Annotated in this window: 22 protein-coding genes; 12 read left to right on the forward strand and 10 right to left on the reverse strand. The window is 55.7% G+C overall.

Annotated elements, in window-relative coordinates:
- Positions 1-17: 17 nt before the first annotated feature.
- Genes yajC through secF form a run of 3 tightly spaced genes read left to right on the forward strand, consistent with a single transcriptional unit; the run spans position 18 to position 3,202 of the window.
- Positions 18-350 (forward strand): preprotein translocase subunit YajC, encoded by a 333-nt coding sequence (yajC, locus tag VIJ98_RS04600; RefSeq protein WP_008103990.1) that lies wholly within the window; start codon positions 18-20, stop codon positions 348-350.
- 25 nt (positions 351-375) lie between these two features.
- The gene (gene secD, locus VIJ98_RS04605) at positions 376-2,223 is read left to right on the forward strand and encodes a protein translocase subunit SecD (RefSeq protein WP_071531647.1); all 1,848 of its coding nucleotides are present in this window, start codon (positions 376-378) and stop codon (positions 2,221-2,223) included.
- Between the two features lie 10 nt (positions 2,224-2,233).
- On the forward strand, positions 2,234-3,202 hold the full coding sequence (secF, locus tag VIJ98_RS04610) for a protein translocase subunit SecF (protein WP_008103986.1): 969 nt from the start codon (positions 2,234-2,236) through the stop codon (positions 3,200-3,202).
- Between the two features lie 112 nt (positions 3,203-3,314).
- On the opposite strand, the gene VIJ98_RS04615 is transcribed toward secF, so the two are convergent.
- Together VIJ98_RS04615 and lysM are read right to left on the reverse strand one after the other, a co-directional pair.
- On the reverse strand, positions 3,315-3,878 hold the full coding sequence (locus VIJ98_RS04615) for a DUF3251 domain-containing protein (RefSeq protein ID WP_154153624.1): 564 nt from the start codon (positions 3,876-3,878) through the stop codon (positions 3,315-3,317).
- Positions 3,879-3,892: 14 nt separating this feature from the next.
- The gene (gene lysM / locus VIJ98_RS04620; RefSeq protein WP_008103980.1) at positions 3,893-4,333 is read right to left on the reverse strand and encodes a peptidoglycan-binding protein LysM; all 441 of its coding nucleotides are present in this window, start codon (positions 4,331-4,333) and stop codon (positions 3,893-3,895) included.
- A 206-nt stretch (positions 4,334-4,539) separates the two neighbouring features.
- Between lysM and nrdR the strand changes: the two genes are divergently transcribed.
- The 5 genes from nrdR to thiL all read left to right on the forward strand — a co-directional run bounded on the left by nrdR (position 4,540) and on the right by thiL (position 8,120).
- A complete protein-coding gene (nrdR, locus tag VIJ98_RS04625; RefSeq protein ID WP_008103978.1) occupies positions 4,540-4,989 on the forward strand; it encodes a transcriptional regulator NrdR in 450 nt (149 codons plus the stop codon).
- A 3-nt stretch (positions 4,990-4,992) separates the two neighbouring features.
- Entirely contained in the window at positions 4,993-6,096 is a 1,104-nt protein-coding gene (gene ribD, locus VIJ98_RS04630; protein ID WP_154153621.1) for a bifunctional diaminohydroxyphosphoribosylaminopyrimidine deaminase/5-amino-6-(5-phosphoribosylamino)uracil reductase RibD, read from the forward strand.
- A gap of 90 nt (positions 6,097-6,186) precedes the next feature.
- The gene (gene ribE / locus VIJ98_RS04635) at positions 6,187-6,657 is read left to right on the forward strand and encodes a 6,7-dimethyl-8-ribityllumazine synthase (protein WP_008103973.1); all 471 of its coding nucleotides are present in this window, start codon (positions 6,187-6,189) and stop codon (positions 6,655-6,657) included.
- A 19-nt stretch (positions 6,658-6,676) separates the two neighbouring features.
- Complete coding sequence (nusB, locus tag VIJ98_RS04640; protein ID WP_007887007.1) at positions 6,677-7,096, forward strand: transcription antitermination factor NusB; 420 nt, start codon at positions 6,677-6,679, stop codon at positions 7,094-7,096.
- A gap of 46 nt (positions 7,097-7,142) precedes the next feature.
- Positions 7,143-8,120: a thiamine-phosphate kinase gene (thiL, locus tag VIJ98_RS04645; protein ID WP_061717466.1), complete on the forward strand. Its 978-nt coding sequence runs from the start codon at positions 7,143-7,145 to the stop codon at positions 8,118-8,120.
- 35 nt (positions 8,121-8,155) lie between these two features.
- On the opposite strand, the gene VIJ98_RS04650 is transcribed toward thiL, so the two are convergent.
- From VIJ98_RS04650 to xseB, 4 genes are all read right to left on the reverse strand, one after another.
- Positions 8,156-9,130, reverse strand: coding sequence for an aldo/keto reductase (locus tag VIJ98_RS04650; protein ID WP_154153618.1), 975 nt, complete (start codon positions 9,128-9,130; stop codon positions 8,156-8,158).
- Between the two features lie 92 nt (positions 9,131-9,222).
- On the reverse strand, positions 9,223-11,088 hold the full coding sequence (dxs, locus tag VIJ98_RS04655) for a 1-deoxy-D-xylulose-5-phosphate synthase (protein ID WP_154153615.1): 1,866 nt from the start codon (positions 11,086-11,088) through the stop codon (positions 9,223-9,225).
- A 19-nt stretch (positions 11,089-11,107) separates the two neighbouring features.
- The gene (gene ispA / locus VIJ98_RS04660; RefSeq protein ID WP_008103965.1) at positions 11,108-12,007 is read right to left on the reverse strand and encodes a (2E,6E)-farnesyl diphosphate synthase; all 900 of its coding nucleotides are present in this window, start codon (positions 12,005-12,007) and stop codon (positions 11,108-11,110) included.
- Positions 12,007-12,249, reverse strand: coding sequence for an exodeoxyribonuclease VII small subunit (gene xseB, locus VIJ98_RS04665; protein ID WP_008103963.1), 243 nt, complete (start codon positions 12,247-12,249; stop codon positions 12,007-12,009). The genes ispA and xseB overlap by 1 nt, the downstream gene beginning before the upstream one ends.
- Before the next feature lie 236 nt (positions 12,250-12,485).
- Here xseB and thiI point away from each other — a divergent pair, with 236 nt between their 5' ends.
- Positions 12,486-13,934 carry a tRNA uracil 4-sulfurtransferase ThiI gene (thiI, locus tag VIJ98_RS04670; protein ID WP_154153612.1) on the forward strand — a complete coding sequence of 483 codons (1,449 nt, stop codon included), beginning with the start codon at positions 12,486-12,488 and terminating at the stop codon, positions 13,932-13,934.
- 34 nt (positions 13,935-13,968) lie between these two features.
- Here thiI and yajL read toward each other — a convergent pair whose 3' ends face one another.
- The gene (yajL, locus tag VIJ98_RS04675; protein ID WP_008103959.1) at positions 13,969-14,577 is read right to left on the reverse strand and encodes a protein deglycase YajL; all 609 of its coding nucleotides are present in this window, start codon (positions 14,575-14,577) and stop codon (positions 13,969-13,971) included.
- Complete coding sequence (gene panE / locus VIJ98_RS04680) at positions 14,531-15,451, reverse strand: 2-dehydropantoate 2-reductase (RefSeq protein WP_008103956.1); 921 nt, start codon at positions 15,449-15,451, stop codon at positions 14,531-14,533. The genes yajL and panE overlap by 47 nt, the downstream gene beginning before the upstream one ends.
- 125 nt (positions 15,452-15,576) lie before the next feature.
- Between panE and VIJ98_RS04685 the strand changes: the two genes are divergently transcribed.
- Positions 15,577-16,068: a YajQ family cyclic di-GMP-binding protein gene (locus tag VIJ98_RS04685; RefSeq protein WP_008103954.1), complete on the forward strand. Its 492-nt coding sequence runs from the start codon at positions 15,577-15,579 to the stop codon at positions 16,066-16,068.
- Here the strand turns inward: VIJ98_RS04685 and VIJ98_RS04690 are convergent.
- Complete coding sequence (locus VIJ98_RS04690; RefSeq protein ID WP_154153609.1) at positions 16,065-17,837, reverse strand: sigma-54-dependent Fis family transcriptional regulator; 1,773 nt, start codon at positions 17,835-17,837, stop codon at positions 16,065-16,067. The two genes, VIJ98_RS04685 and VIJ98_RS04690, sit on opposite strands and share 4 nt — an antisense overlap.
- 275 nt (positions 17,838-18,112) lie before the next feature.
- Between VIJ98_RS04690 and VIJ98_RS04695 the strand changes: the two genes are divergently transcribed.
- Positions 18,113-19,633 (forward strand): aldehyde dehydrogenase family protein, encoded by a 1,521-nt coding sequence (locus VIJ98_RS04695; RefSeq protein WP_154153606.1) that lies wholly within the window; start codon positions 18,113-18,115, stop codon positions 19,631-19,633.
- 30 nt (positions 19,634-19,663) lie between these two features.
- Complete coding sequence (adhP, locus tag VIJ98_RS04700; protein WP_061717460.1) at positions 19,664-20,704, forward strand: alcohol dehydrogenase AdhP; 1,041 nt, start codon at positions 19,664-19,666, stop codon at positions 20,702-20,704.
- Positions 20,705-20,737: 33 nt separating this feature from the next.
- Here the strand turns inward: adhP and VIJ98_RS04705 are convergent, their stop codons facing one another.
- Positions 20,738-22,102 carry an MFS transporter gene (locus tag VIJ98_RS04705; RefSeq protein WP_323272490.1) on the reverse strand — a complete coding sequence of 455 codons (1,365 nt, stop codon included), beginning with the start codon at positions 22,100-22,102 and terminating at the stop codon, positions 20,738-20,740.
- Between the last annotated feature and the right edge of the window lie 49 nt (positions 22,103-22,151).

A 22,151-nucleotide genomic window follows, 5' to 3' on the forward strand; every position in this document is an offset into this window, starting at 1 on the left:
TCAATGAGGGAAATTTAATGAGCTTTTTCATTTCTGACGCCGTAGCCGCAGCAGGCGCACCGTCTCAGGGAAGTCCGTATTCTCTGGTGATCATGCTGGTGGTATTTGGTCTGATCTTCTACTTCATGATTCTGCGTCCGCAGCAGAAGCGTACTAAAGATCACAAGAAGCTGATGGATTCCATCTCTAAAGGTGATGAAGTGCTGACCAGCGGTGGTTTAGTTGGCCGTGTGACCAAAGTGGCAGAAACTGGCTATGTTTCTATTGCCCTGAACGACACCACTGAAGTAGTTGTTAAACGTGATTTCGTGGCCGCCGTTCTGCCGAAAGGTACTTTGAAGGCGCTGTAATTTTTTCTTCCCGAAGGGAACTGCCGTGTTAAACCGTTATCCTTTGTGGAAGTACATCATGCTGGTCGTCGTGATTCTCGTCGGCCTGCTCTATGCGCTTCCTAACCTTTATGGTGAGGATCCGGCCGTTCAGATCACTGGTGCGCGCGGTGGCGCCGCCAGTGAGCAAACGTTGGATCAGATCCAGACCGTATTAAAACAAGACAATATCGAGAGCAAATCCCTCGCTCTGGAAAATGGTGCCATTCTGGCCCGCTTTGCAACGCAGGATGTGCAGCTGCGCGCGCGTGATGCTATCACCACCGCGCTGGGCGAAGACTACATTGTGGCACTCAACCTCGCGCCGGCAACCCCTCGCTGGCTGAGCATGCTGGCCGCGGAACCGATGAAACTCGGTCTTGATCTGCGCGGCGGCGTTCACTTCCTGATGGAAGTGGATATGGATACGGCTCTGGGCAAACTGCAAGAGCAGAACGCCGACAGCCTGCGCAGCGATCTGCGCGACAAAAGCATTCCGTATACCACCGTTAATAAAATCGCGAACTATGGCGTAGAAGTGCGTTTCCGTGACGGCGCCAGCCGTGACGCGGCAATCAGCTACTTGTCTACTCGCCACCGCGATCTGGTGATCTCAAGCCAGGGCAGCGATTCGCTGCGTGCGGTGATGAGCGATGCGCGTCTGAGCGAAGCGCGTGAATATGCGGTGCAGCAAAACATTACTATTCTGCGTAACCGTGTGAACCAGCTCGGCGTTGCCGAACCGCTGGTGCAGCGTCAGGGTTCTGATCGCATCGTGGTCGAGCTGCCAGGTATTCAGGACACCGCGCGCGCTAAAGAGATTCTGGGCGCAACCGCCACGCTGGAATTCCGTCTGGTGAACACCAGCGTTGATCCAACTGCAGCGGCCAGCGGCCGTGTGCCGGGCGATTCGGAAGTGAAGAAAACCCGCGAAGGGCAGCCAGTGGTGCTGTACAAGCGTGTGATTCTGACCGGTGATCACATCACCGATTCCACGTCGAGCATGGATGAGTACAACCAGCCACAGGTGAACATTTCACTGGATGGCGCGGGCGGCAACATGATGTCGAACTTCACCAAGGACAATATCGGCAAGCCGATGGCGACCCTGTTTGTGGAGTACAAAGACAGCGGTAAGAAAGATGCCAACGGCCGTTCGATTCTGGTGAAACAGGAAGAAGTGATTAACGTGGCGAACATTCAGTCGCGCCTCGGTAACAGCTTCCGTATCACCGGTATCAACAATCCAAACGAAGCACGTCAGCTGTCGCTGCTGCTGCGCGCAGGTGCGTTGATTGCGCCAATCCAGATTGTAGAAGAGCGTACTATCGGCCCAACCATGGGTCAGCAGAACATCACACAAGGCCTTGAAGCCTGCCTGTGGGGTTTGATCGCTTCCATCCTGTTCATGGTGGTGTTCTACAAGAAGTTTGGTCTTATCGCGACCAGCGCACTGCTGTGTAACCTGGTGCTGATTGTCGGCATCATGTCACTGCTGCCAGGCGCAACGCTCACCATGCCGGGTATTGCCGGTATCGTGTTGACGCTCGCGGTTGCGGTCGATGCTAACGTGTTGATTAACGAACGTATTAAAGAAGAGTTGCGTAACGGACGCTCGGTACAGCAGGCGATTCATGAAGGCTATAAAGGCGCCTTCTCCAGTATCGTCGACGCCAACGTCACTACGCTGATTAAAGTCATCATTCTTTATGCGGTCGGTACCGGTTCAATCAAAGGCTTTGCGATTACTACCGCTATCGGTATCGCAACCTCAATGTTTACCGCTATCGTCGGCACCCGTGCCATCGTTAACCTGGTGTACGGCGGCAAACGCATCAACAAGCTGTCTATCTGAGGAGTGCGTTGTGGCACAGGAATATAGTATTGAGCAGCTAAACCACGGGCGTAAAGTCGTCGACTTTATGCGCTGGGATAAGCTGGCTTTCATCATCTCCGGTTTGCTGATTGTGGCGTCAATCGCCATCGTTGGTGTCAAAGGCTTCAACTGGGGCCTCGACTTTACCGGCGGAACGGTGATTGAGATTAACCTGGAAAAACCAGCGGATCTCGACGCGCTGCGTGAAGGTTTGGTCAAAGCGGGCTTTGAAGAGCCGCTGGTGCAGAACTTTGGCAGCAGCCGCGACGTGATGGTGCGTATGCCTCCGGCGACCGGCAATGCTGGCACCGAACTGGGCAACAAAGTGCTGGCTTCCATTAGCCAGACCACGCAGCAGAACGCCACCGTGAAGCGTGTCGAGTTCGTTGGCCCAAGCGTGGGCAGCGATCTGGCGCAGGCCGGCGCAATGGCGCTGCTGTCGGCGCTAATCGCGATTTTGATCTACATTGGCTTCCGTTTTGAGTGGCGTTTGGCGCTCGGCACCGTACTGGCGCTGGCGCACGATGTGATCATCACCTGCGGAATCCTGGCGCTGTCACGGGTTGAAATTGATCTGACGATTGTCGCCTCGCTGATGTCGGTGATTGGTTACTCGCTTAACGATAAGATCGTGGTATCTGACCGTATTCGTGAGAATTTCCGCAAGATTCGCCGCGGTTCTTCTTACGACATCACCAACGTATCGCTGACCCAGACGCTGAGCCGTACCTTGATCACCTCCATCACTACGCTGGCGATGATCATGATCCTGTTCGTGTTTGGTGGTGCGTTGCTGAAAGGCTTCTCACTGACCATGCTGATCGGTGTCACCATCGGTACCATTTCATCGATTTATGTCTCTTCAGCGCTGGCGCTGAAACTGGGCATGAAGCGTGAACATATGCTGGTGCAGAAAGTGGAAAAAGAGGGCGCAGATCAGCCTTCGATTCTGCCGTAACGCTGAGTCAGAAAGTAAACGGGCTGCCACTGGCAGCCCGTTTTTTTATGCCTGTCGATCAGGACATCGTGCACAGAGGTCACCATAAATGGCGACCCTACAGCGTGCGTATTCAAGGCGCGGTTTTATTTACCGCTGTGCCTTCCACTTCATGCACGCGCACGTAGCCGAGTTGATCCGGGGTTAAGCCGCTGAGCCGCAACGGCACGCTAACCGAACTGCGTGGCATTAACTCGGCCGGAACGTCGATGGTCTGGCTCAGGCTGCCCGCGTTAAGCGGTTTGCCGCTGGCCGGATCCATTTCGCCCCAAACCACGGTAGCGCGCAGTGCCGGAATCGGCTGGTCATCGGTCGAGCGGATATTCAGGTTGGCGCGGCTGCCGCTGGCTTCACCCGCCACCTGCGAGAGAGACAAGCGCAGTTTACCCAGCTGCGTCTGCAGTTCCACCGGCGTATTAGCTTGCGGCAACAGCCACGCGCCTTGGGTGGATTGGCTGTTCAGCTGTCCCTGGATCTCCAGCGCCGTTGCCTGATTGGTCAGCTTGCGCATCTGCTGGTTAAGCTGACTCACTTCCTGATGCAACTCTTTGACCTGCGGTGAAACCGGCGTTGAACTGCAACCACTGAGAACCAGCAAAGAGAGTGCTGCCGGAGCCCAAAACGTCCTGATCGTCATGCAATGTCCTTTCTTTATTCGGGAATTCGTAAAACCTGGCCAGGGTAAATCTTATCAGGATGCGTCAGCATTGGCTTGTTCGCCTCGAAAATCTTGTTGTATTGATTAGGATTTCCGTAGACCTCTTTCGATACCGCACTCAAGGTATCGCCTTTTTTAACGGTGTAGAACTTCGCGGGCGTAGCGGCATCGCTGGTGGTGACCTTGTCATCGACCTTGGTGATCCCCGCTACATTACCTGCAGCAACCAGAATCTTCTCTTTCAACTCCTGAGAAATGCCATCACCAGTTACCGTAACGGTATCGCCTTTCACATCTACCTTGACCTTATCGCTGTCGGGCAAACCGAGTTTGTTGATGTGATCCTGCAATTTCTTGCTGGCATCGTCGCCGCCGCCACTCACGGCATCCCACAGTTTTTCTCCAGCATCTTTCACGAAATCAAACAGACCCATACATCCTCCAGATTTTTATGATGTTGGCCGCCTTGCTGGCGGCTCTCTAAGCGTAGTGGTTTTTTGACGAGGGAACATGAGGGAGATGTCTTGCATTTGGCTTAATGTCACAAATCGCGATTCACACATTATGTGCCACACACATACATTTTGTGGCGCGATCGCGCTACACTGTGTGGCCTATTTATCTCGCATCAGGAAGCCTCATGCATTGCCCATTCTGCTCCGCTGTGGACACCAAAGTGATTGATTCTCGTCTGGTTAGTGAAGGATCGTCGGTGCGTCGCCGTCGTCAGTGTCTGGTGTGTCATGAGCGTTTCACCACCTTTGAAGTAGCGGAGCTGGTGATGCCGCGCGTGGTGAAAAGCAATGATGTGCGTGAACCCTTCAATGAAGACAAGCTCAGTAGCGGCATGATCAAGGCGCTGGAAAAACGCCCGGTGAGCGCCGATGCGGTTGAGAGCGCGGTCAATCATATTAAAACCCAGCTGCGTGCCACCGGCGAACGCGAAGTACCAAGCGCATTGATCGGCAATCTGGTGATGGATGAGCTGAAAAAACTCGATAAAGTCGCCTACATTCGCTTTGCCTCGGTCTATCGCAGCTTCGAAGATATCCGCGATTTTGGTGAAGAGATCGCCCGCCTACAGGACTAATCCATGACTGACGAACGCTATATGGCGCGCGCGCTGGAACTGGCGCGCCGCGGACGCTTTACCACCACACCTAATCCCAACGTCGGCTGCGTGATTGTGCGCGAGGGCGAGATTGTCGGCGAAGGCTGGCATCAGCGCGCCGGCGAACCGCATGCCGAAGTGCACGCGCTGCGTATGGCGGGCGAACGTGCCGCTGGCGCAACCGCGTATGTCACGCTGGAACCTTGTAGTCACCATGGACGCACACCGCCGTGCTGCGATGCGCTGATTGCCGCTGGCGTGACGCGCGTAGTCGCCGCGATGCAGGATCCCAATCCGCAGGTGGCGGGACGTGGACTCTATCGTTTACAGCAGGCGGGCATCGACGTCAGTCATGGCCTAATGATGAACGAAGCGGAAGCGCTGAACCGGGGTTTTCTGAAACGCATGCGCACCGGATTCCCGTGGATCCAGCTCAAACTCGGCGCATCCCTTGATGGGCGTACTGCGATGGCGAGTGGTGAAAGTCAGTGGATCACCTCCGCAGCCGCAAGGCGCGATGTGCAACGTTTACGCGCTCAGAGTTCAGCTATTCTTAGCACCAGCGCCACCGTGTTAGCGGATAATCCATCGTTAACGGTGCGCTGGAGTGAATTAAACGAAGAAGTGCGTGCGCAGCTCGACGAAAGCCAGCTGCGCCAGCCGGTGCGCGTGGTGATTGATAGCCAACAGCGCGTCACGCCGCAACACCGCTTAATTGACCAGCCGGGCGAAACCTGGCTGATGCGCAGCGAACCCGATGAACAAGCGTGGCCGGCCAGCGTGACCCAGATCGCCGTGCCGCAACGTGGCGAACAGCTTGATCTGGTAGCGATGATGATGTTGCTCGGCCAGCGGCAGATCAACAGCGTGTGGGTAGAAGCCGGTGCCGGTTTAGCGGGCGCGCTGCTGCAAGCGGGCTTGGTGGATGAGCTGATCGTTTACATGGCGCCGAAGCTATTAGGCAATGACGCTCGCGGCCTGTGTACGCTGCCGGGACTGGAACAGCTGGCCGATGCGCCGGCCCTGAATTTTAGCGATGTGCGCCTGGTTGGCGAGGACCTGCGCCTGACGCTGACACCGCGTTGAAAGCGCGCGGAAAAGCCTGAGCGCGTCGCCAAAGAGTATGATAGAATCCGCCCCCTTCTGCGGGGCCATAAAACAACCCAAAGGATATGTATGAAAGTTATCGAAGCTCCTGTTGCCACGCCTGATGCAAACATTGCCATCGTAATTGCGCGTTTTAACAACTTCATTAATGACAGCCTGCTGGACGGCGCGATTGACGCACTTAAGCGCATCGGCCAGGTGAAAGCAGATAACATCACCGTTGTCTGGGTTCCGGGTGCATACGAACTGCCGCTGGCAGCACGCGCGCTGGCGAAAACCGGTAAGCACGACGCCATTGTTGCGTTAGGCACCGTGATCCGTGGCGGCACCGCACATTTCGAATATGTGGCCGGTGAAGCCAGCTCGGGCATTGCGCACGTCGCGATGACCAGCGAAATCCCGGTGACCTTCGGCGTGTTGACCACTGAAAATATCGAGCAGGCGATTGAACGCGCCGGCACGAAAGCAGGTAATAAAGGTGCCGAAGCGGCCCTGACTGCACTCGAAATGATCAACGTATTGAAAGCCATCAAAGCCTGATTTTTGTAAGGGGAATTTTGTGAAACCTGCTGCTCGTCGTCGCGCCCGTGAGTGCGCTGTCCAGGCGCTTTACTCCTGGCAGCTGTCCAAGAACGACATTGCCGATGTGGAATACCAGTTTCTGGCGGAACAAGACGTCAAAGACGTCGATATTAGCTATTTCCGCGAATTGCTGGCCGGTGTGGCGACTAACAGCGCGTACCTGGACGGTCTGATGAAGCCTTACCTGTCGCGTCAGCTGGAAGAGCTGGGCCAGGTAGAAAAAGCCATCCTGCGTATTTCGCTGTATGAGCTGAGCAAGCGTTCTGATGTGCCGTATAAAGTGGCCATCAACGAAGGCATCGAGTTGGCAAAAGTGTTTGGTGCTGAAGACAGCCACAAATTCGTCAACGGTGTCCTCGACAAAGCTGCCCCGCAAATTCGACCGAATAAAAAATAGTCTTAAAGGCCGGTTTTCCGGCCTTTTTCTCATTGAGACCTGACTTATGTCTTGTGGTGAATTCGAACTGATCGCACGTTACTTTAACCGCGTCACCAGCTCCCGCCGCGATGTGGAGAAAGGAATTGGTGACGACTGCGCGTTACTCAACGTGCCAGAAAAACAGACACTTGCCATCAGCACCGACACGCTGGTTGCGGGTGTCCACTTCTTACGTGATATCCATCCCGCCGATCTCGGCTACAAAGCCGTCGCCGTTAACCTCAGCGATTTAGCCGCCATGGGCGCCGATCCGGCCTGGCTGACGCTGGCATTAACGCTGCCTGAAATCGATGAAGAGTGGGTAGCGGCCTTTAGCGATAGCCTGTTTGAGCTGCTGGATTACTACGATATGCAGCTGATTGGCGGCGATACCACGCGCGGACCGCTGAGCATGACGCTCGGCATTCACGGTTTAGTGCCGGTGGGAAGGGCGCTGAAACGTTCGGGTGCGAAGCCCGGTGACTGGATTTTTGTCACCGGCACCTTGGGTGACAGCGCAGCCGGTTTGTCGCTGCTGCAGCATCGTCATCGCCTGAACGATCCGGCGGTGCATGAAGCCTTGATCAAACGCCATCTGCGTCCGATGCCGCGCGTGCTGCAAGGCCAGGCGCTGCGTGGATTGGCGACCTCGGCGATCGATATCTCTGATGGCCTGATTTCCGATCTCGGCCATGTGCTGACCGCCAGCCGCGTTGGTGCGCGTATCAATCTCGACGCGTTACCACTTTCAGCTGCGCTGCGCGATCACTTCGAGCCTGAGCTGGTGTTGAAATGGGCGTTGAGCGGTGGCGAAGATTACGAGCTGTGCTTTACCGTGCCGGAAGTGAACCGTGGCGCGCTCGATGTAGCGTTGGGGCATTTTGGTGTGCCTTATACCTGCATTGGTCAGATTGCACCGGAATCGGAAGGGCTGAGCTTGCTGGAGAACGGCAAACCGCGCAGCGTGGATGTGAAAGGGTTTGATCATTTCGGTGTGAAGTGAATGAGGTGGCCATGAATGGCCACCTGGTTTCTCAATCACTCAAATCCCACCACCGGATGCGATTGATACACCGTCTCCAGCTCGGCAATTTCATTCTCACTCAACTCCACATCCACCGCTTTCACCAGCTCGGCGAACTGCTGCTCGCGCGAGGCACCAATAATCGGCGCGGTGACCGCCGGTTTATGTAACAGCCATGCCAGCGCCACCTGCGCGCGCGTCACGCCTTTGTCGGCGGCAACGTTAGCCAGACGCTCGGCAATCGCCGCATCGTTCTCTTCGGTGCCGGTATACAGTTTCTCCATCACATTATCTGATACTGAACGTGCGGTGGTTTCGCCCCACGGACGCGTAAGTTTACCGCGCGCCAGCGGGCTCCACGGCAGCACCGCGATCCCTTCGCGCTGACACAGCGGATGCATGTCATTCTCCTCTTCACGCTGAATCAGGTTGTATTGATCCTGCATGCTGACAAAGCGCGCCCAGTTGTTTTGCTTCTGCAGATCCAGCGCCTGAGCAAATTGTGATGCGTGCATTGATGATGCGCCGATGTAACGCGCCTTGCCGGATTTCACTACGTCATGCAGCGCTTCCAGCGTCTCTTCAATCGGCGTGTCGTAATCCCAGCGATGGATTTGCAGCAGATCGACGTACTCCATGCCAAGACGCGTCAGGCTGTCATCAATCGATTGCAGGATATTCTTGCGCGATAAACCTTGTGACAGATTGCTCAGCGGGAAATAAACCTTGGTGGCAACCACAACCTGATCGCGGCGGGCAAAATCTTTCAGCGCGCGGCCCACGATCTCTTCGCTGCTGCCGTCGGAATAGCTGTTGGCAGTATCGAAGAAGTTGATGCCGGCTTCCAGCGCCTGCTTGATCAGCGGTCGGCTGCTCTCTTCGGGCAGCGTCCACGCGTGGTTTCCGCGCGTGGGATCGCCGTAGGTCATGCAGCCTAAACAGAGACGCGAAACCTGTAAGTCGGTCTGGCCTAAGGGAATGGTTTTCATGTATTTGGGCTCCTGCTCTTATGCTTGAGGGAAAATCGTTCCCTAAGCATAGCAGCAGGCTCGCTCACCGGGCGGTGAGCGAGTCGGGCAGATTACTGGGCGAGCCAGTCAGCGATTTGCTGCTGAATACCGGCGGCATCCAGCTGGTAATCCTGACGCACTTCTTCCTGCGTACCTTGTGGGATGAACTCATCCGGCAGGCCGAGGTTAAGTACCGGCACGCGCAGGCGTTTTGCCATCACGTACTCGTTGACGCCGCTACCGGCGCCGCCTTTAATGGCGCCTTCTTCCAGCGTTACCAGCGAATCGTGGCTGGCCGCCAGCTCGGCAATCAATGCTTCGTCGAGTGGCTTCACAAAACGCATATCCACTAGCGTGGCATTCAGCGCTTCCGCCGCGGCAGCGGCTTCTGGCAGTAAGGTACCAAAGTTAAGGATCGCCAGCTTTTCGCCGCGACGCTTCACGATGCCTTTACCCAGCGGCAAGCTCGCCAGCGGTTCCAGCGTTGCGCCGGTTCCGGTGCCGCGCGGGTAACGCACCGCACTTGGGCCAGCCTGATAGTGATAACCGGTGTACAGCATCAGACGACATTCGTTTTCATCGCTTGGCGTCATGATCACCATCTCTGGCACGCAGCGTAAGAACGCGATATCGAATGCGCCCTGATGGGTTTGGCCATCCGCGCCGACAATGCCGCCACGATCGATGGCAAACAGCACCGGCAATTTCTGGATGGCGACGTCGTGGATTAGCTGATCGTAGGCGCGTTGCAGGAAGGTCGAGTAGATGGCCACAACCGGTTTGTAACCACCAATTGCCATACCCGCCGCGAACGTCACGGCGTGCTGCTCGGCAATCGCCACGTCAAAATATTGCTGCGGATAATCGCGCGAGTAGCTCACCATGCCGGAACCTTCGCGCATCGCAGGTGTGACCGCCATCAGACGCGTATCGTCAGCGGCCATTTCGCTCAGCCAGTTGCCGAAGATTTTCGAGTAGCTTGGCAAACCCGGCACGCTTTTTGGCAGCGCTAAGCTGGCGGGATCGAACTTCGGTACCGCATGCCAGGTGATCGGATCTTCTTCCGCCGGGGCATAACCTTTGCCCTTTTTGGTCATGATGTGCAGGAACTGCGGACCTTTCAGATCGCGCATGTTCTTCAGCGTGCTCACCAGCGTCAGCACGTCGTGGCCATCCACCGGGCCGATATAGTTAAAGCCCAGCTCTTCAAATAGCGTGCCCGGCACCACCATGCCTTTCAGATGCTCTTCAGTGCGCTTCACCAGCTCTTTAATCGGCGGTAAACCGCCCAATACGCGCTTGCCGCCTTCGCGCAGGCGTGAATAGGTTTTTCCGGAGAGAATCTGTGCCAGACGATTGTTGAGTGCGCCGACGTTTTCGGAGATCGACATCTCGTTGTCGTTGAGGATCACCAGCATATCCGGCTTGATGTCACCGGCGTGGTTCATGGCTTCAAACGCCATGCCCGCTGTGATCGCGCCATCGCCAATAATACAGGCGGTGCGGCGGCCTTTGCCTTCACGCTCGGCGGCAACGGCCATGCCGAGACCGGCGCTGATCGAGGTGGAAGAGTGGCCTACGCTTAACACGTCGTACTCACTCTCACCACGCCACGGGAACGGATGCAGGCCATTTTTCTGACGGATGGTGCCGATGCGATCGCGGCGTCCGGTCAGAATTTTGTGCGGATAAGCCTGATGGCCGACGTCCCACACCAGATGATCAAACGGGGTGTTATAAACATAATGCAGCGCCACTGTTAGCTCGACGACGCCCAGACCCGATGCAAAGTGGCCGGAAGAACGGCTCACGCTATCCAGCAGATACTGACGCAGTTCGTCACACAGCTCCGGAAGTTTTTCTTTCGGTAATAAACGTAATTCCTGAACCGTGTTGGCTAACGCCAGTGTCGGGTATTTTGCAATATCAAAACTCATCAGAGACTCATTATGAAAGTTATTTATCGCGTTCAATTATGAAGCTTGCCAGCGCTTGTAAGGCGATTGTGTTGTAAGACTGTGCCGCCAGAATATCGAGCGCGCCGAGCGCCTCTTGATAAAGATCCCAGGCTTTACTGCGGGCATTTTCCAGCCCCATCAGTGCAGGATAGGTGCTTTTACCCAATGCCTGATCCGAGCCCTGTGTTTTCCCTAACACGGCGGTATCGCCGACCACATCGAGGATGTCATCCTGCACCTGAAACGCCAGTCCGATGGCGTTGGCGTAGGTATCCAGCACCGGCAACGCGGCGCGGCCACGCTCGCCGGCGGCTAATGCGCCAAGACGTACCGCTGCACGAATTAACGCGCCGGTTTTATGACGGTGAATCTGTTCCAGCTGCGCCAGATCGATACTTTTGCCTTCCGCCGCCAAATCCAACGCCTGACCGCCGCACATACCTGCCACACCGCTGGCCTGCGCCAGTTCGGAAATCATCGCAATACGCGCTTCGGCGTTGACGCCAGGCATTGGCTGATCGGCCAGAATCGAAAAGGCCAGAGTTTGCAGAGCATCGCCGGCGAGAATCGCCGTGTCTTCACCATATTTTATATGGCAGGTTGGCTGCCCGCGGCGTAACGCATCGTCATCCATCGCCGGCAGATCGTCATGAATCAGGGAATAAGCATGGATGCATTCCACGGCAGCAGCCGGCACATCCAGGCTGGCCGCATCGGCCTTTAACATTTCGCCTGTTGCGTACACCAGAAAGGGACGCAGACGTTTACCGCCTAATAATGCCCCATACTCCATGGCATTAACCAGAGGAGAACTCTGAAAAGGAAGTGGATCTATTAAGCGCGTCAAGGCCTGATTGACGCGTTGATGGTACGCGCTCAGCAGTTTAGCGAAATCCATTACTCATTTTCCGGGGTAAAAGGGGCGAGGGCGGCATCTTTCTCGTCGCTGAGCAGGATTTGCACGCGCTGCTCTGCCTGCTGCAGGGTTTGCTGACCGGTACGTGCCAATTGTACGCCGCGTTCGAATTCGTTCAGCGCATCTTCCAGCGGCAGCTCGCCACTTTCCAGGCGGCTGACAATCTGTTCCAGCTGCTGCAATGCGCTTTCAAAACTGGCAGGCGCTTCGGCTTTTTTCGGCATAATCAGTGTCGACTCACAGGTTAGGACATTATCTTGCAATCGGTCATGGTAGCCGACAGGGATTAATTAGCAAAATAATGAATGTGACTGCGGTTGCAGAAGCAGTCACCCAGCAAAGGTGATATACTTTTGCGCCTCGGATGCGGGGGCTCCTGAATCAACCCGCAATTATATGATTTTAACAGCTAAGTGCCGATGCTTTTAGCACTTATTTGCCCAAACGAACCCCTGTCGCCATGAAGTTTATCATCAAGCTGTTCCCAGAAATCACCATCAAAAGTCAGTCGGTGCGTCTGCGCTTTATCAAAATTCTCACCAGCAGCATTCGTAATATTCTGCGCACTGTCGATGAAGACATCAAAGTGGTGCGTCACTGGGACCACATCGAATTACGTTCCAAAAATGAGTCGCTGCGTGAAACCATCGTTACCGAATTAACGCGCATTCCCGGTATTCACCATGTGCTGGCGGTGGAAGACCGCGCCTATACCGATATGCACGATATCTTCGAGCAGACGCTGGTATTGAACCGCGAGCGTCTGGAAGGCAAAAGCTTCTGCGTGCGCGTGAAGCGTCGCGGCAAGCACAGCTTCAGCTCGCAGGACGTGGAACGCTACGTTGGCGGCGGCCTTAATCAGCACATCGCCAGCGCGCGCGTGCAGCTCAATCGCCCGGATGAAACGGTGAATCTGGAGATTGAAGACGATCGCCTGTTGCTGATCACCGCACGCTATGAAGGCTTAGGCGGTTTCCCTATTGGTACCCAGGAAGATGTGCTGTCACTGATTTCCGGTGGTTTTGACTCCGGCGTGTCGAGCTACATGCTGATGCGTCGCGGCTGCCGCGTGCATTACTGCTTCTTCAATCTTGGCGGTGCGGCACACGAGATTGGCGTGCGTCAGGTTGCGCATTACCTGTGGCAGCGTTTTGGTCGTTCGCACCGCGTACGTTTCGTGGCGATCAACTTCGAGCCGGTAGTCGGTGAGATTCTGGAGAAAGTAGACGACGGCCAAATGGGCGTGGTGCTGAAGCGCATGATGGTGCGTGCGGCGTCGATGGTGGCGGAACGTTACGGTGTGCAGGCGCTGGTGACCGGCGAAGCGCTGGGTCAGGTTTCCAGCCAGACGCTGACTAACCTGCGTTTGATCGATAACGCCTCCGATACGCTGATTCTGCGTCCGCTGATCTCCCATGATAAAGAGCACATCATCGATGTGGCGCGTAAGATCGGCACCGAAGATTTTGCCCGCACTATGCCAGAATATTGCGGCGTGATTTCGAAAAGCCCAACCGTTAAAGCGGTGAAAGGGAAGATCGAAGCGGAAGAGCAAAACTTCGATTTCGAAATCCTCAATCGTGTGGTACAGGAAGCCAGCAACGTCGATATCCGTGAAATCGCCGAGCAGACGGAAGAAGAAGTGGTGGAAGTTGAAACCGTTGACTCCTTCACCAGCAACGACGTAGTGCTGGATATCCGTTCGGCCGATGAGCAGGAAGCAAAGCCGCTGGAAGTTGAAGGCGTTGAAGTGAAAACGCTGGCGTTCTACAAACTCAGCACCCAGTTTGGCGATCTTGACCAGAGCAAAACCTGGCTGCTGTATTGCGATCGCGGTGTGATGAGTCGCCTGCAGGCGCTCTATCTGCACGAGCAGGGCTTCAAAAACGTAAAAGTTTATCGCCCGTAATAAGTAGGGTCGCCATTTATGGCGACCTCTATTATCAACGCTCTTCAAACTCCTGATAATTATAAATTCCCGCCGCCAGCACCAGCTGTGAAGCCACTTCACGCGCGGTCTCTTTATCCACCAGCAAATCAATCAGCTTCAACGCAAAATCAATGGCGGTGCCCGGTCCCTGGCTGGTCAGCAGATTAACGCGCGGATCCCACACCACGCGGCGCTCCATCCATTTGCTGTCTGGAATGGTGTCACGCAGGCCGGGAAAACCGGTCATATTGCCGACGGGAAACAGATCGTGCGCGACCAAAACCGTGCCCGGCGCGGCACAAATCGCCGCCACAATTTTGCTGGAGAGATGGAACTGGCGCACGGTTTCCACCAATAGCGGGCTGTCGCGGAAAGTCTCCGCGCCTTTCAAACCGCCGGGCAGTACAATCGCATCGTAGTCGTTATCCGCGACCTCAACCAACGGCGCATCCGCCAGCAGCCGCACACCGCGCGAGCAGACGATTTCACGCGTGCCATCGCTCTCCACACTGGCGGTGGTGACGCTTAATCCGCCGCGTACCAGCAAATCGATAGTGGTGACCGCTTCGGTCTCTTCACTTCCATGTGCCAGGCAAACCAGAACCGATGCGTTCGCGCTCATAGTGGGACTCCTTACGTTTAATCAGATCGTACAAACGGGTATTTTCCGGCAGTGAAATGCCCTGCGCGCGGGCGCGACGCAACAGGTAACCGGTGATGTAATCAATTTCGGTCAGGCGCTGCGCCCGCACATCCTGCAGCATCGATGAGGTATTGGCAGCGGTGCTATCGATCACGTCGTAAATAATGTCGCGCAGATTATCCACCGCCATGTGCTGGCCTTCGCGCTCCATCACCCAGGCGATCTCTTCGCACAGCATTGCTATTTGTTCCGGCCAGGCACGCAGCGCACCGTTTTGGCAATCGTGCTCAACGGTCATCGGATTGATCACGCAGTTGATGGCCAGCTTGCGCCAGCTGGCGGCGGCGATGTTGTCATGCCAGGCCACATCCGGCAGCGCCTGATGCAGAATATCGGCGATATCGCTCAGCGCGGCGCTCTCTCGATTAGCAGGGCCAATGTGCGTGATGCCGTGTGCGATATGTTTGATCACCGTACCGTCGCGCATCGCGGCGTGCGTGGTGATGCCGCGCAGCAGCGGCTGACGCAGATCTTTCAACTCTTCCAGCGTTCCCATGCCGTTGTGCAGCAGTAGAATCGGCGCGTGCGTCGGCAGCACGCTTTGCAGGTTTTTCACTGCAGGGGAAACCTGCGGCGCTTTGAGCGTCACCAGTAACAGCTGGCTTTCGGCGAGGAACAGCGGATCGTTGGCGATAAAGGTGTGATTGCTCACCTGGCCTTGCGGATCGACCACGTTGGCGGAGCAATACGGCTGCGGCACACGTAACCAACCCTGCACCTCATGTCCCTGACGGGCGAGAGCGGCGAGCCAAATTTGACCTAAGGCGCCACACCCCAACACGGTAATTTTCATTTTGCCTCCCGTGGGCGGGTTCCTGTTTTCACGTTACGAGTAAGTATAGCTTTCCATGTATCGTGTTTTATTAGCGCCACAAGACGCGTATTATGCATGTCACTTTAGTATCAGGAGAAGAAAAGATGCCATCTTTCGATATCGTTTCCGAAGTCGAATTGTCGGAAGTGCGAAATGCCGTGGAGAATGCGAGCCGCGAGATCTCAACCCGTTTCGATTTCCGTAACGTGAGTGCAACCATTGAGCTCAACGAAAAGAATGAGACCATCAAACTCAGCAGCGAATCTGATTTTCAGGTAAAGCAGCTGGTGGATATTCTGCGCGAAAAGCTGCTGAAGCGTGGCATTGAAGGCGCGGCAATTGAAGTGCCAGAAGAGATCGTGCACAGCGGTAAAAGCTGGTCGGTGGAAGCCAAGCTGAAGAAAGGTATCGAAAGCGATATCGCGAAAAAGCTGGTGAAGCTGATTAAAGACAGCAAGCTGAAAGTGCAGACGCAGATTCAGGGTGAAGAACTGCGCGTAACCGGTAAGTCACGCGACGATCTGCAAGGTGCGATGGCGCTGGTGCGCGGTGGCAACCTTGGTCAGCCTTTCCAGTTCAAAAACTTCCGCGACTAATCGCGTTTGTCGCGCGCCGCACGACGATAGAGCGTGCTGCGCGCGACGCCTAAGGCTTCCGCCGTTTTACTGATATTGCCATTAAAGCGCTGCAGCGTTTCGCTGATCAATCGTTCATCATGACTCTGACGATCGGGCTGTGGCGGCAACGCCGCGCGACGATACTCGGCCGGCAAATGCACTTCAGTCACTTCCTCACCTTCATCCGCCAGCGCCAGCAGCACGCGTAACAAGCTGCGCAATTGCCGCACATTGCCCGGCCACGGCAGCTGTGCCAGTGCTGTTAATAATGCAGGTGAAAGCTGAATATCTCGATCCGCGCCGCCCAGCTCCAGCCATAAACGGCTGATAAAACCCTCTACATCCGGCCAGTCGCGCAGTGGCGGAATGGTCATCGAGAATTCCTGCAGGCGATAGAGCAAATCTTCGCGGAATTCGCCTTCATTTACGCGCTGTGCCAAATCGCGGTGCGTGGCGCTGATCACCGCAAAATTCACCGGCCAGCTGCGGCTGGAGCCGAGTGGCGCCACCTCTTTCTCCTGCAACACGCGTAGCAAGCGGGTTTGCAGCGCCAGCGGCATATCGCCAATTTCATCGAGAAACAGCACGCCGCCATCCGCTTCACGGATTTTACCGATATAGCCATTCTTGCTGGCACCGGTGAACGCGCCGGGTTGATAGCCAAACAGCTCAGATTCAATCAGCGCTTCGGGGATGGCCGCGCAGTTAATGGCAACGAATTTACCTTCGCGCCAGCGGCTCTGCTGATGCAGCGCGCGGCTGACATACTCTTTGCCGCTGCCGGTTTCGCCGTGAATGCACAGTGAAACGCCGGCATTGAGCAGCCGCACCATCTTCTCGCCATCGCGGCCCAGCGAGAAGGGCAGATCGCTGGCGGGTTCGCTCGGCGTGGCAAAATGGCTGCGCTGCGGCGCACGCAGGCGGAAATAGTAGCGCTGCACGGCGTAATCGAGCGGAACGGGAATGGTGTTGGCTTGCTGCTGCTGTTGCGGGAACAGTTGTTGAAAGGTCACGCTGCCGAGTTGTTCGACGCTCAGCGCCAGTTCGCGCATCGCCAGCCGATTAGCGGCGGTCAGAACATTGTCCGAGAACACCAGCAGCAGTTCATCGCTGGTATCGATGCCCTGCGGCTGCAGATGCAGGCTCATCAACCATTGCTGCGGGTGCAGGCTCTGTTTTACCCACAGATATTCGATCTGTTTCGCCGCCGCTTTCACCCAATTAAAGGTTTGCGGATGCGGGAAGTGCGCCGGGCCGGAAATATCCAGCACGCCAGCAATTTGGCCGTTCGGCATTTGCAGCGGCATCGCCGCGCAGTACAAGCCTTGATTGAGCGTCAGGAAGTGCTGATGACCTTCAATCTCGCAGCCGTCATCAATCGCCAGCGCGGTGCCAATCGCATTGGTGCCACGCCCGCATTCACTCCACAAATTGCCCGGAGCCAGCGCATAACGTTGGGCTTTTTCCATCGAAGGCATATCGCCAAAGGTATTAAGCACCAAACCGGTGGCATCCGACAGAATCACCACCGATTGCTTCTCGGCCAGTTTCTGCGCCAGCTGTTTGATCACCGGCTGCGCGAACTGCTGCAGCCCGGCATTGCTGGCGAGCACATCGGCCAGTTCACCCTGGCGAACACGAGGAAAATCATCGGCGGTGCGATCGAGACCATACAGCTGGCTACGAAACCAGGAGTCGCTTAACAGCGGATTGGCGTTAACGGCAGACGCGGATGGATTTCCCTGCATTGATGACCTCATGCCCAAGCGAAAGTGTTGCAGCATTGTAGCGGGTCGGTTTCTGTACTGTTGCGATACGCAACACAGATGATGAACATTTCTGTACAACATCTGCAAACTAAGCCGCACGTGGATTTATAACTTAATGATTAAATGTGTATTTTTTCAAATAATCGGCTGATGAAAAAAGCTGGCATGCCCGCTGCAATAGTTCCTAAGACAGCACGTTCTCTGAATGGCGACTGAGCCTTCAGATTATCTGACCCTACTTAAAGGAGTTTGCGATGCGTTATGCACATCCCGGCACGCCCGGCGCTTTGGTTTCATTTCAGGCGACTTACGGCAACTACATTGCGGGCAAATTCGTCGAGCCGCTCAGCGGCCAATACTTCACTAACACCTCGCCAGTGAATGGCAGCGATATCGCGCAGTTCCCGCGTTCGGATGCGCGTGATATCGATTTAGCGCTGGATGCAGCGCATCAGGCGGCCGATGCCTGGGGAAAAACCAGCGTGCAGCATCGCGCCAACATCCTGCTGCAGGTGGCGGATCGTATCGAGGCCAATCTTGAAAAACTGGCGGTGGCGGAGAGCTGGGATAACGGGAAACCGATCCGCGAAACCCTGAATGCCGATCTGCCGCTGGCGGTGGATCATTTCCGTTACTTCGCCGGTTGCCTGCGGGCGCAAGAGGGCAGCACTGCGGAGATCGATGAAACCACCGTGGCGTATCACTTCCATGAGCCGCTCGGCGTGGTTGGGCAGATCATTCCGTGGAACTTCCCGCTGTTAATGGCGGCGTGGAAACTGGCGCCGGCGCTGGCGGCGGGGAACTGTGTGGTGCTGAAACCGGCGGAACAGACGCCGCTGGGCATTACGCTGCTGATGGAGGTGATTGGCGATCTGTTCCCGGCTGGCGTGTTGAATGTGGTGCAGGGCTTTGGTCGTGAAGCGGGTGAAGCGCTGGCGACCAGTAAACGCATCGCCAAAATCGCCTTTACCGGTTCAACGCCTGTGGGTCGTCACATCATGGCCTGTGCCGCCGAAAACATCATTCCTTGTACTGTTGAGCTGGGCGGCAAGTCGCCGAATATCTACTTCGCCGATGTAATGGATGGCGAGGATGAGTTTATTGAGAAAGCGGTGGAAGGGTTAGTGCTCGGCTTCTTTAATCAGGGCGAAGTCTGTACTTGCCCGTCACGCGCTTTGATTCATGAATCGATCTATCAACCCTTTATGGATCGCGTGATGGCGAAGGTGGCCAATATTCGTCGTGGCGATCCGCTCGATACCGACACCATGATTGGTGCGCAGGCTTCACGCCAGCAATTCGATAAAATCCTGTCGTATATCAACATCGCACGCGACGAAGGCGGGCAGATTCTCACCGGTGGCGATCGCGCCAGCGTGGCCGCAGAACTGAATGACGGATTCTACATTCAGCCGACCTTAATCAAAGGAACTAACCAGATGCGCTGTTTCCAGGAGGAGATTTTTGGGCCGGTGATTGGTGTTACAACCTTTAAGGATGAAGCAGAAGCCCTCGCCATCGCCAATGAAACCCAGTTCGGCCTTGGTGCGGGCGTGTGGACGCGCGATACCAACCTGGCCTATCGCATGGGACGCGGCATTAAAGCCGGTCGCGTCTGGACCAACTGCTATCACATCTATCCCGCTCACGCGGCATTCGGCGGCTATAAGCAATCGGGTGTTGGCCGTGAGACGCACAAGATGGCGCTCAGCGCCTATCAACAAACCAAAAATCTGCTGGTCAGCTATGGCACCGCGCCTTTGGGCCTGTTCTAAGTCCGCATCCGATCAAATGGAGAGTGAAAGATGAATATGCAAATCAAAACCACCATGAAAGCCGCTGTTGTGAAGTCTTTTGGTGAACCGTTAGTGATTGAGCAGGTGCCGGTGCCGCAGGTCGGGCCGGGGCAGATTTTGGTGAAAATCGCAGCTACCGGCGTGTGCCATACCGATCTCCACGCAGCCGAAGGCGACTGGCCGATTAAACCTAATCCGCCGTTTATTCCGGGCCACGAAGGTGTGGGCCAGGTTGTGGCGCTGGGCGAGGGCGTTAAGCACCTGAAGATGGGCGATCGCGTTGGTGTACCGTGGCTTTATTCGGCGTGCGGCCATTGTGAGCATTGTCTGGATAGCTGGGAAACGCTGTGTTTATCGCAGCAAAATGCCGGTTACTCGGTGAATGGCAGCTTCGCGGAATATTGCCTCGCCGATGCCAACTATGTCGGTATCATCCCGGATAACGTCGATTACAACGAAATCGCGCCGATCCTCTGTGCGGGCGTCACCGTGTATAAAGGGCTGAAAATGACCGACACCAAACCCGGCGATTGGGTGGTGATTTCCGGTATCGGCGGTTTAGGGCATATGGCGGTGCAGTACGCGGTGGCGATGGGTCTGAATGTGGCGGCGGTAGATATCGATGATGAGAAGCTTGAGTTTGCTAAACGTCTCGGTGCCAGCGTGGTAGCGAATGCGAAAAATGTCGATCCGGCCAAAGTGTTCCAGGAGAGTTTCGGCGGCGCGCATGGCGTGCTGGTGACGGCAGTTTCACCGAAAGCATTCGAACAGGCGATTGGTACGCTGCGTCGTGGCGGCACCATGGTGCTGAACGGTTTGCCGCCGGGCAAATTCGATCTGTCGATCTTCAATATGGTGCTGGATGGCATTACGGTGCGCGGTTCCATCGTGGGTACGCGCAAAGATCTGCAGGAAGCGCTGGATTTCGCCGGTCGTCATAAGGTGAAAGCCACCGTGGCGGTTGAACCGCTGACTAACATCAACGATATCTTCGCGCGTATGCACGCTGGCAAGATTGAAGGGCGCATCGTGGTGGATATGTCGCTGTAATAAAAAGCCCGACGCGATGGTCGGGCTTGTCATTTAACAGCTGGCGAGCAGCGCTTCAAGTTCGACGCGGCTCGTCACTTTACTGTCGATTTTGATGTAGGCACTTTTCTCTTCCGGCACGATAAACACCGACGCCACGCCGGGCTGCGCTTTTAATCGTTTCTCAAGATTAGGTACCGCCAGCACCGCATCACTGAGCATAATGCGCAGGCTGCTGACGTACGGTGGTTCCTGCATCGACATCGCCACAAACAGCCAGGCAGCAGCGACAATCGCGCCGACCAGGAATACGGTTTGTGCATCAACATGACCATATATCCAACCGCCCATGCTGCCGCCAATCGCCACGCCAATGAACTGGCTGGTGGAGTAGATGCCCATCGCGGTGCCTTTGTAGCCCGGCGGCGACTCTTTACTGATCAGCGACGGCAGAATCGCTTCCATTAGGTTGAAGGCGAGGAAGAACAGCTGCACGCCAATCACCAGCGTCCAGAAGTGGCCTGCCGCGCCCCACAATACGATTTCCGCGATGATTATGATCGCCACGCAGCCAACGAACACGCGCTTCATGCGGCGCTTCACTTCGGCATAGATAATGAAAGGCACCACGGCGACAAACGCCACCAGCATGGTCACCAGATAAACTTTCCAGTGTTCTGCCGCCGGTAAACCGGCTTGCTCAAACTGTCCTGGCAGCGCCACGAAGCTCGACATCAACAGAATGTGCAGGCAGAGAATGCCGATATTCAGTTTTAACAGTTTTGGATTGGTCAGCACTGCACGGATGCTGCCTTTCACCATGCCGGATTCGCGGTTTAATACATGGTTTGGTGCGTTCGGCACCACTAATAAGGTGATGAAGATGCCAAGCGTTGCGAGGATAGCGATCATCCAGAACAGCGCATGCAAGCCGAGCGCGTGGGTGACAATCGGGCCAACTACCATGGCAATGGCAAAGGTAACGCCAAAGCTGATGCCGATAAACGCCATCGCTTTGGTACGGTTCTGTTCACGGGTTAAGTCCGACAGCAACGCCATTACCGCTGCGGCAATCGCGCCGGAACCTTGTAATGCGCGACCTAAAATCACACCCCAAATGGTGTCGGAGGTGGCAGCAATAACACTGCCGAAAACGAACAGCAGCAGCCCGCCAACGATCAGTGGCTTACGGCCGACGCGATCGGAGAGGAGACCAAATGGAATCTGGAAGATGGCTTGTGCCAAACCATAGATACCGATTGCGAGACCAATCAGTGTTTCACTGGCGCCCTGTAACGCCATGCCGTACGTGGTGAGTACCGGCAAGACCATAAACATTCCCAGCATGCGCAGGGAAAAAACGGTACCTAAACCCCATGTAGCGCGAAGCTCTACTGGCGTCATTTTATTGTCGTTCATGTTTACCTCAAAATTATACTGCGCCCATTCTAGGCAGCAGGGCAGGGCG

This window comes from Pantoea sp. S18 (genome assembly GCF_045689705.1).
GTDB classification, from domain to species: domain Bacteria; phylum Pseudomonadota; class Gammaproteobacteria; order Enterobacterales; family Enterobacteriaceae; genus Pantoea; species Pantoea symbiotica.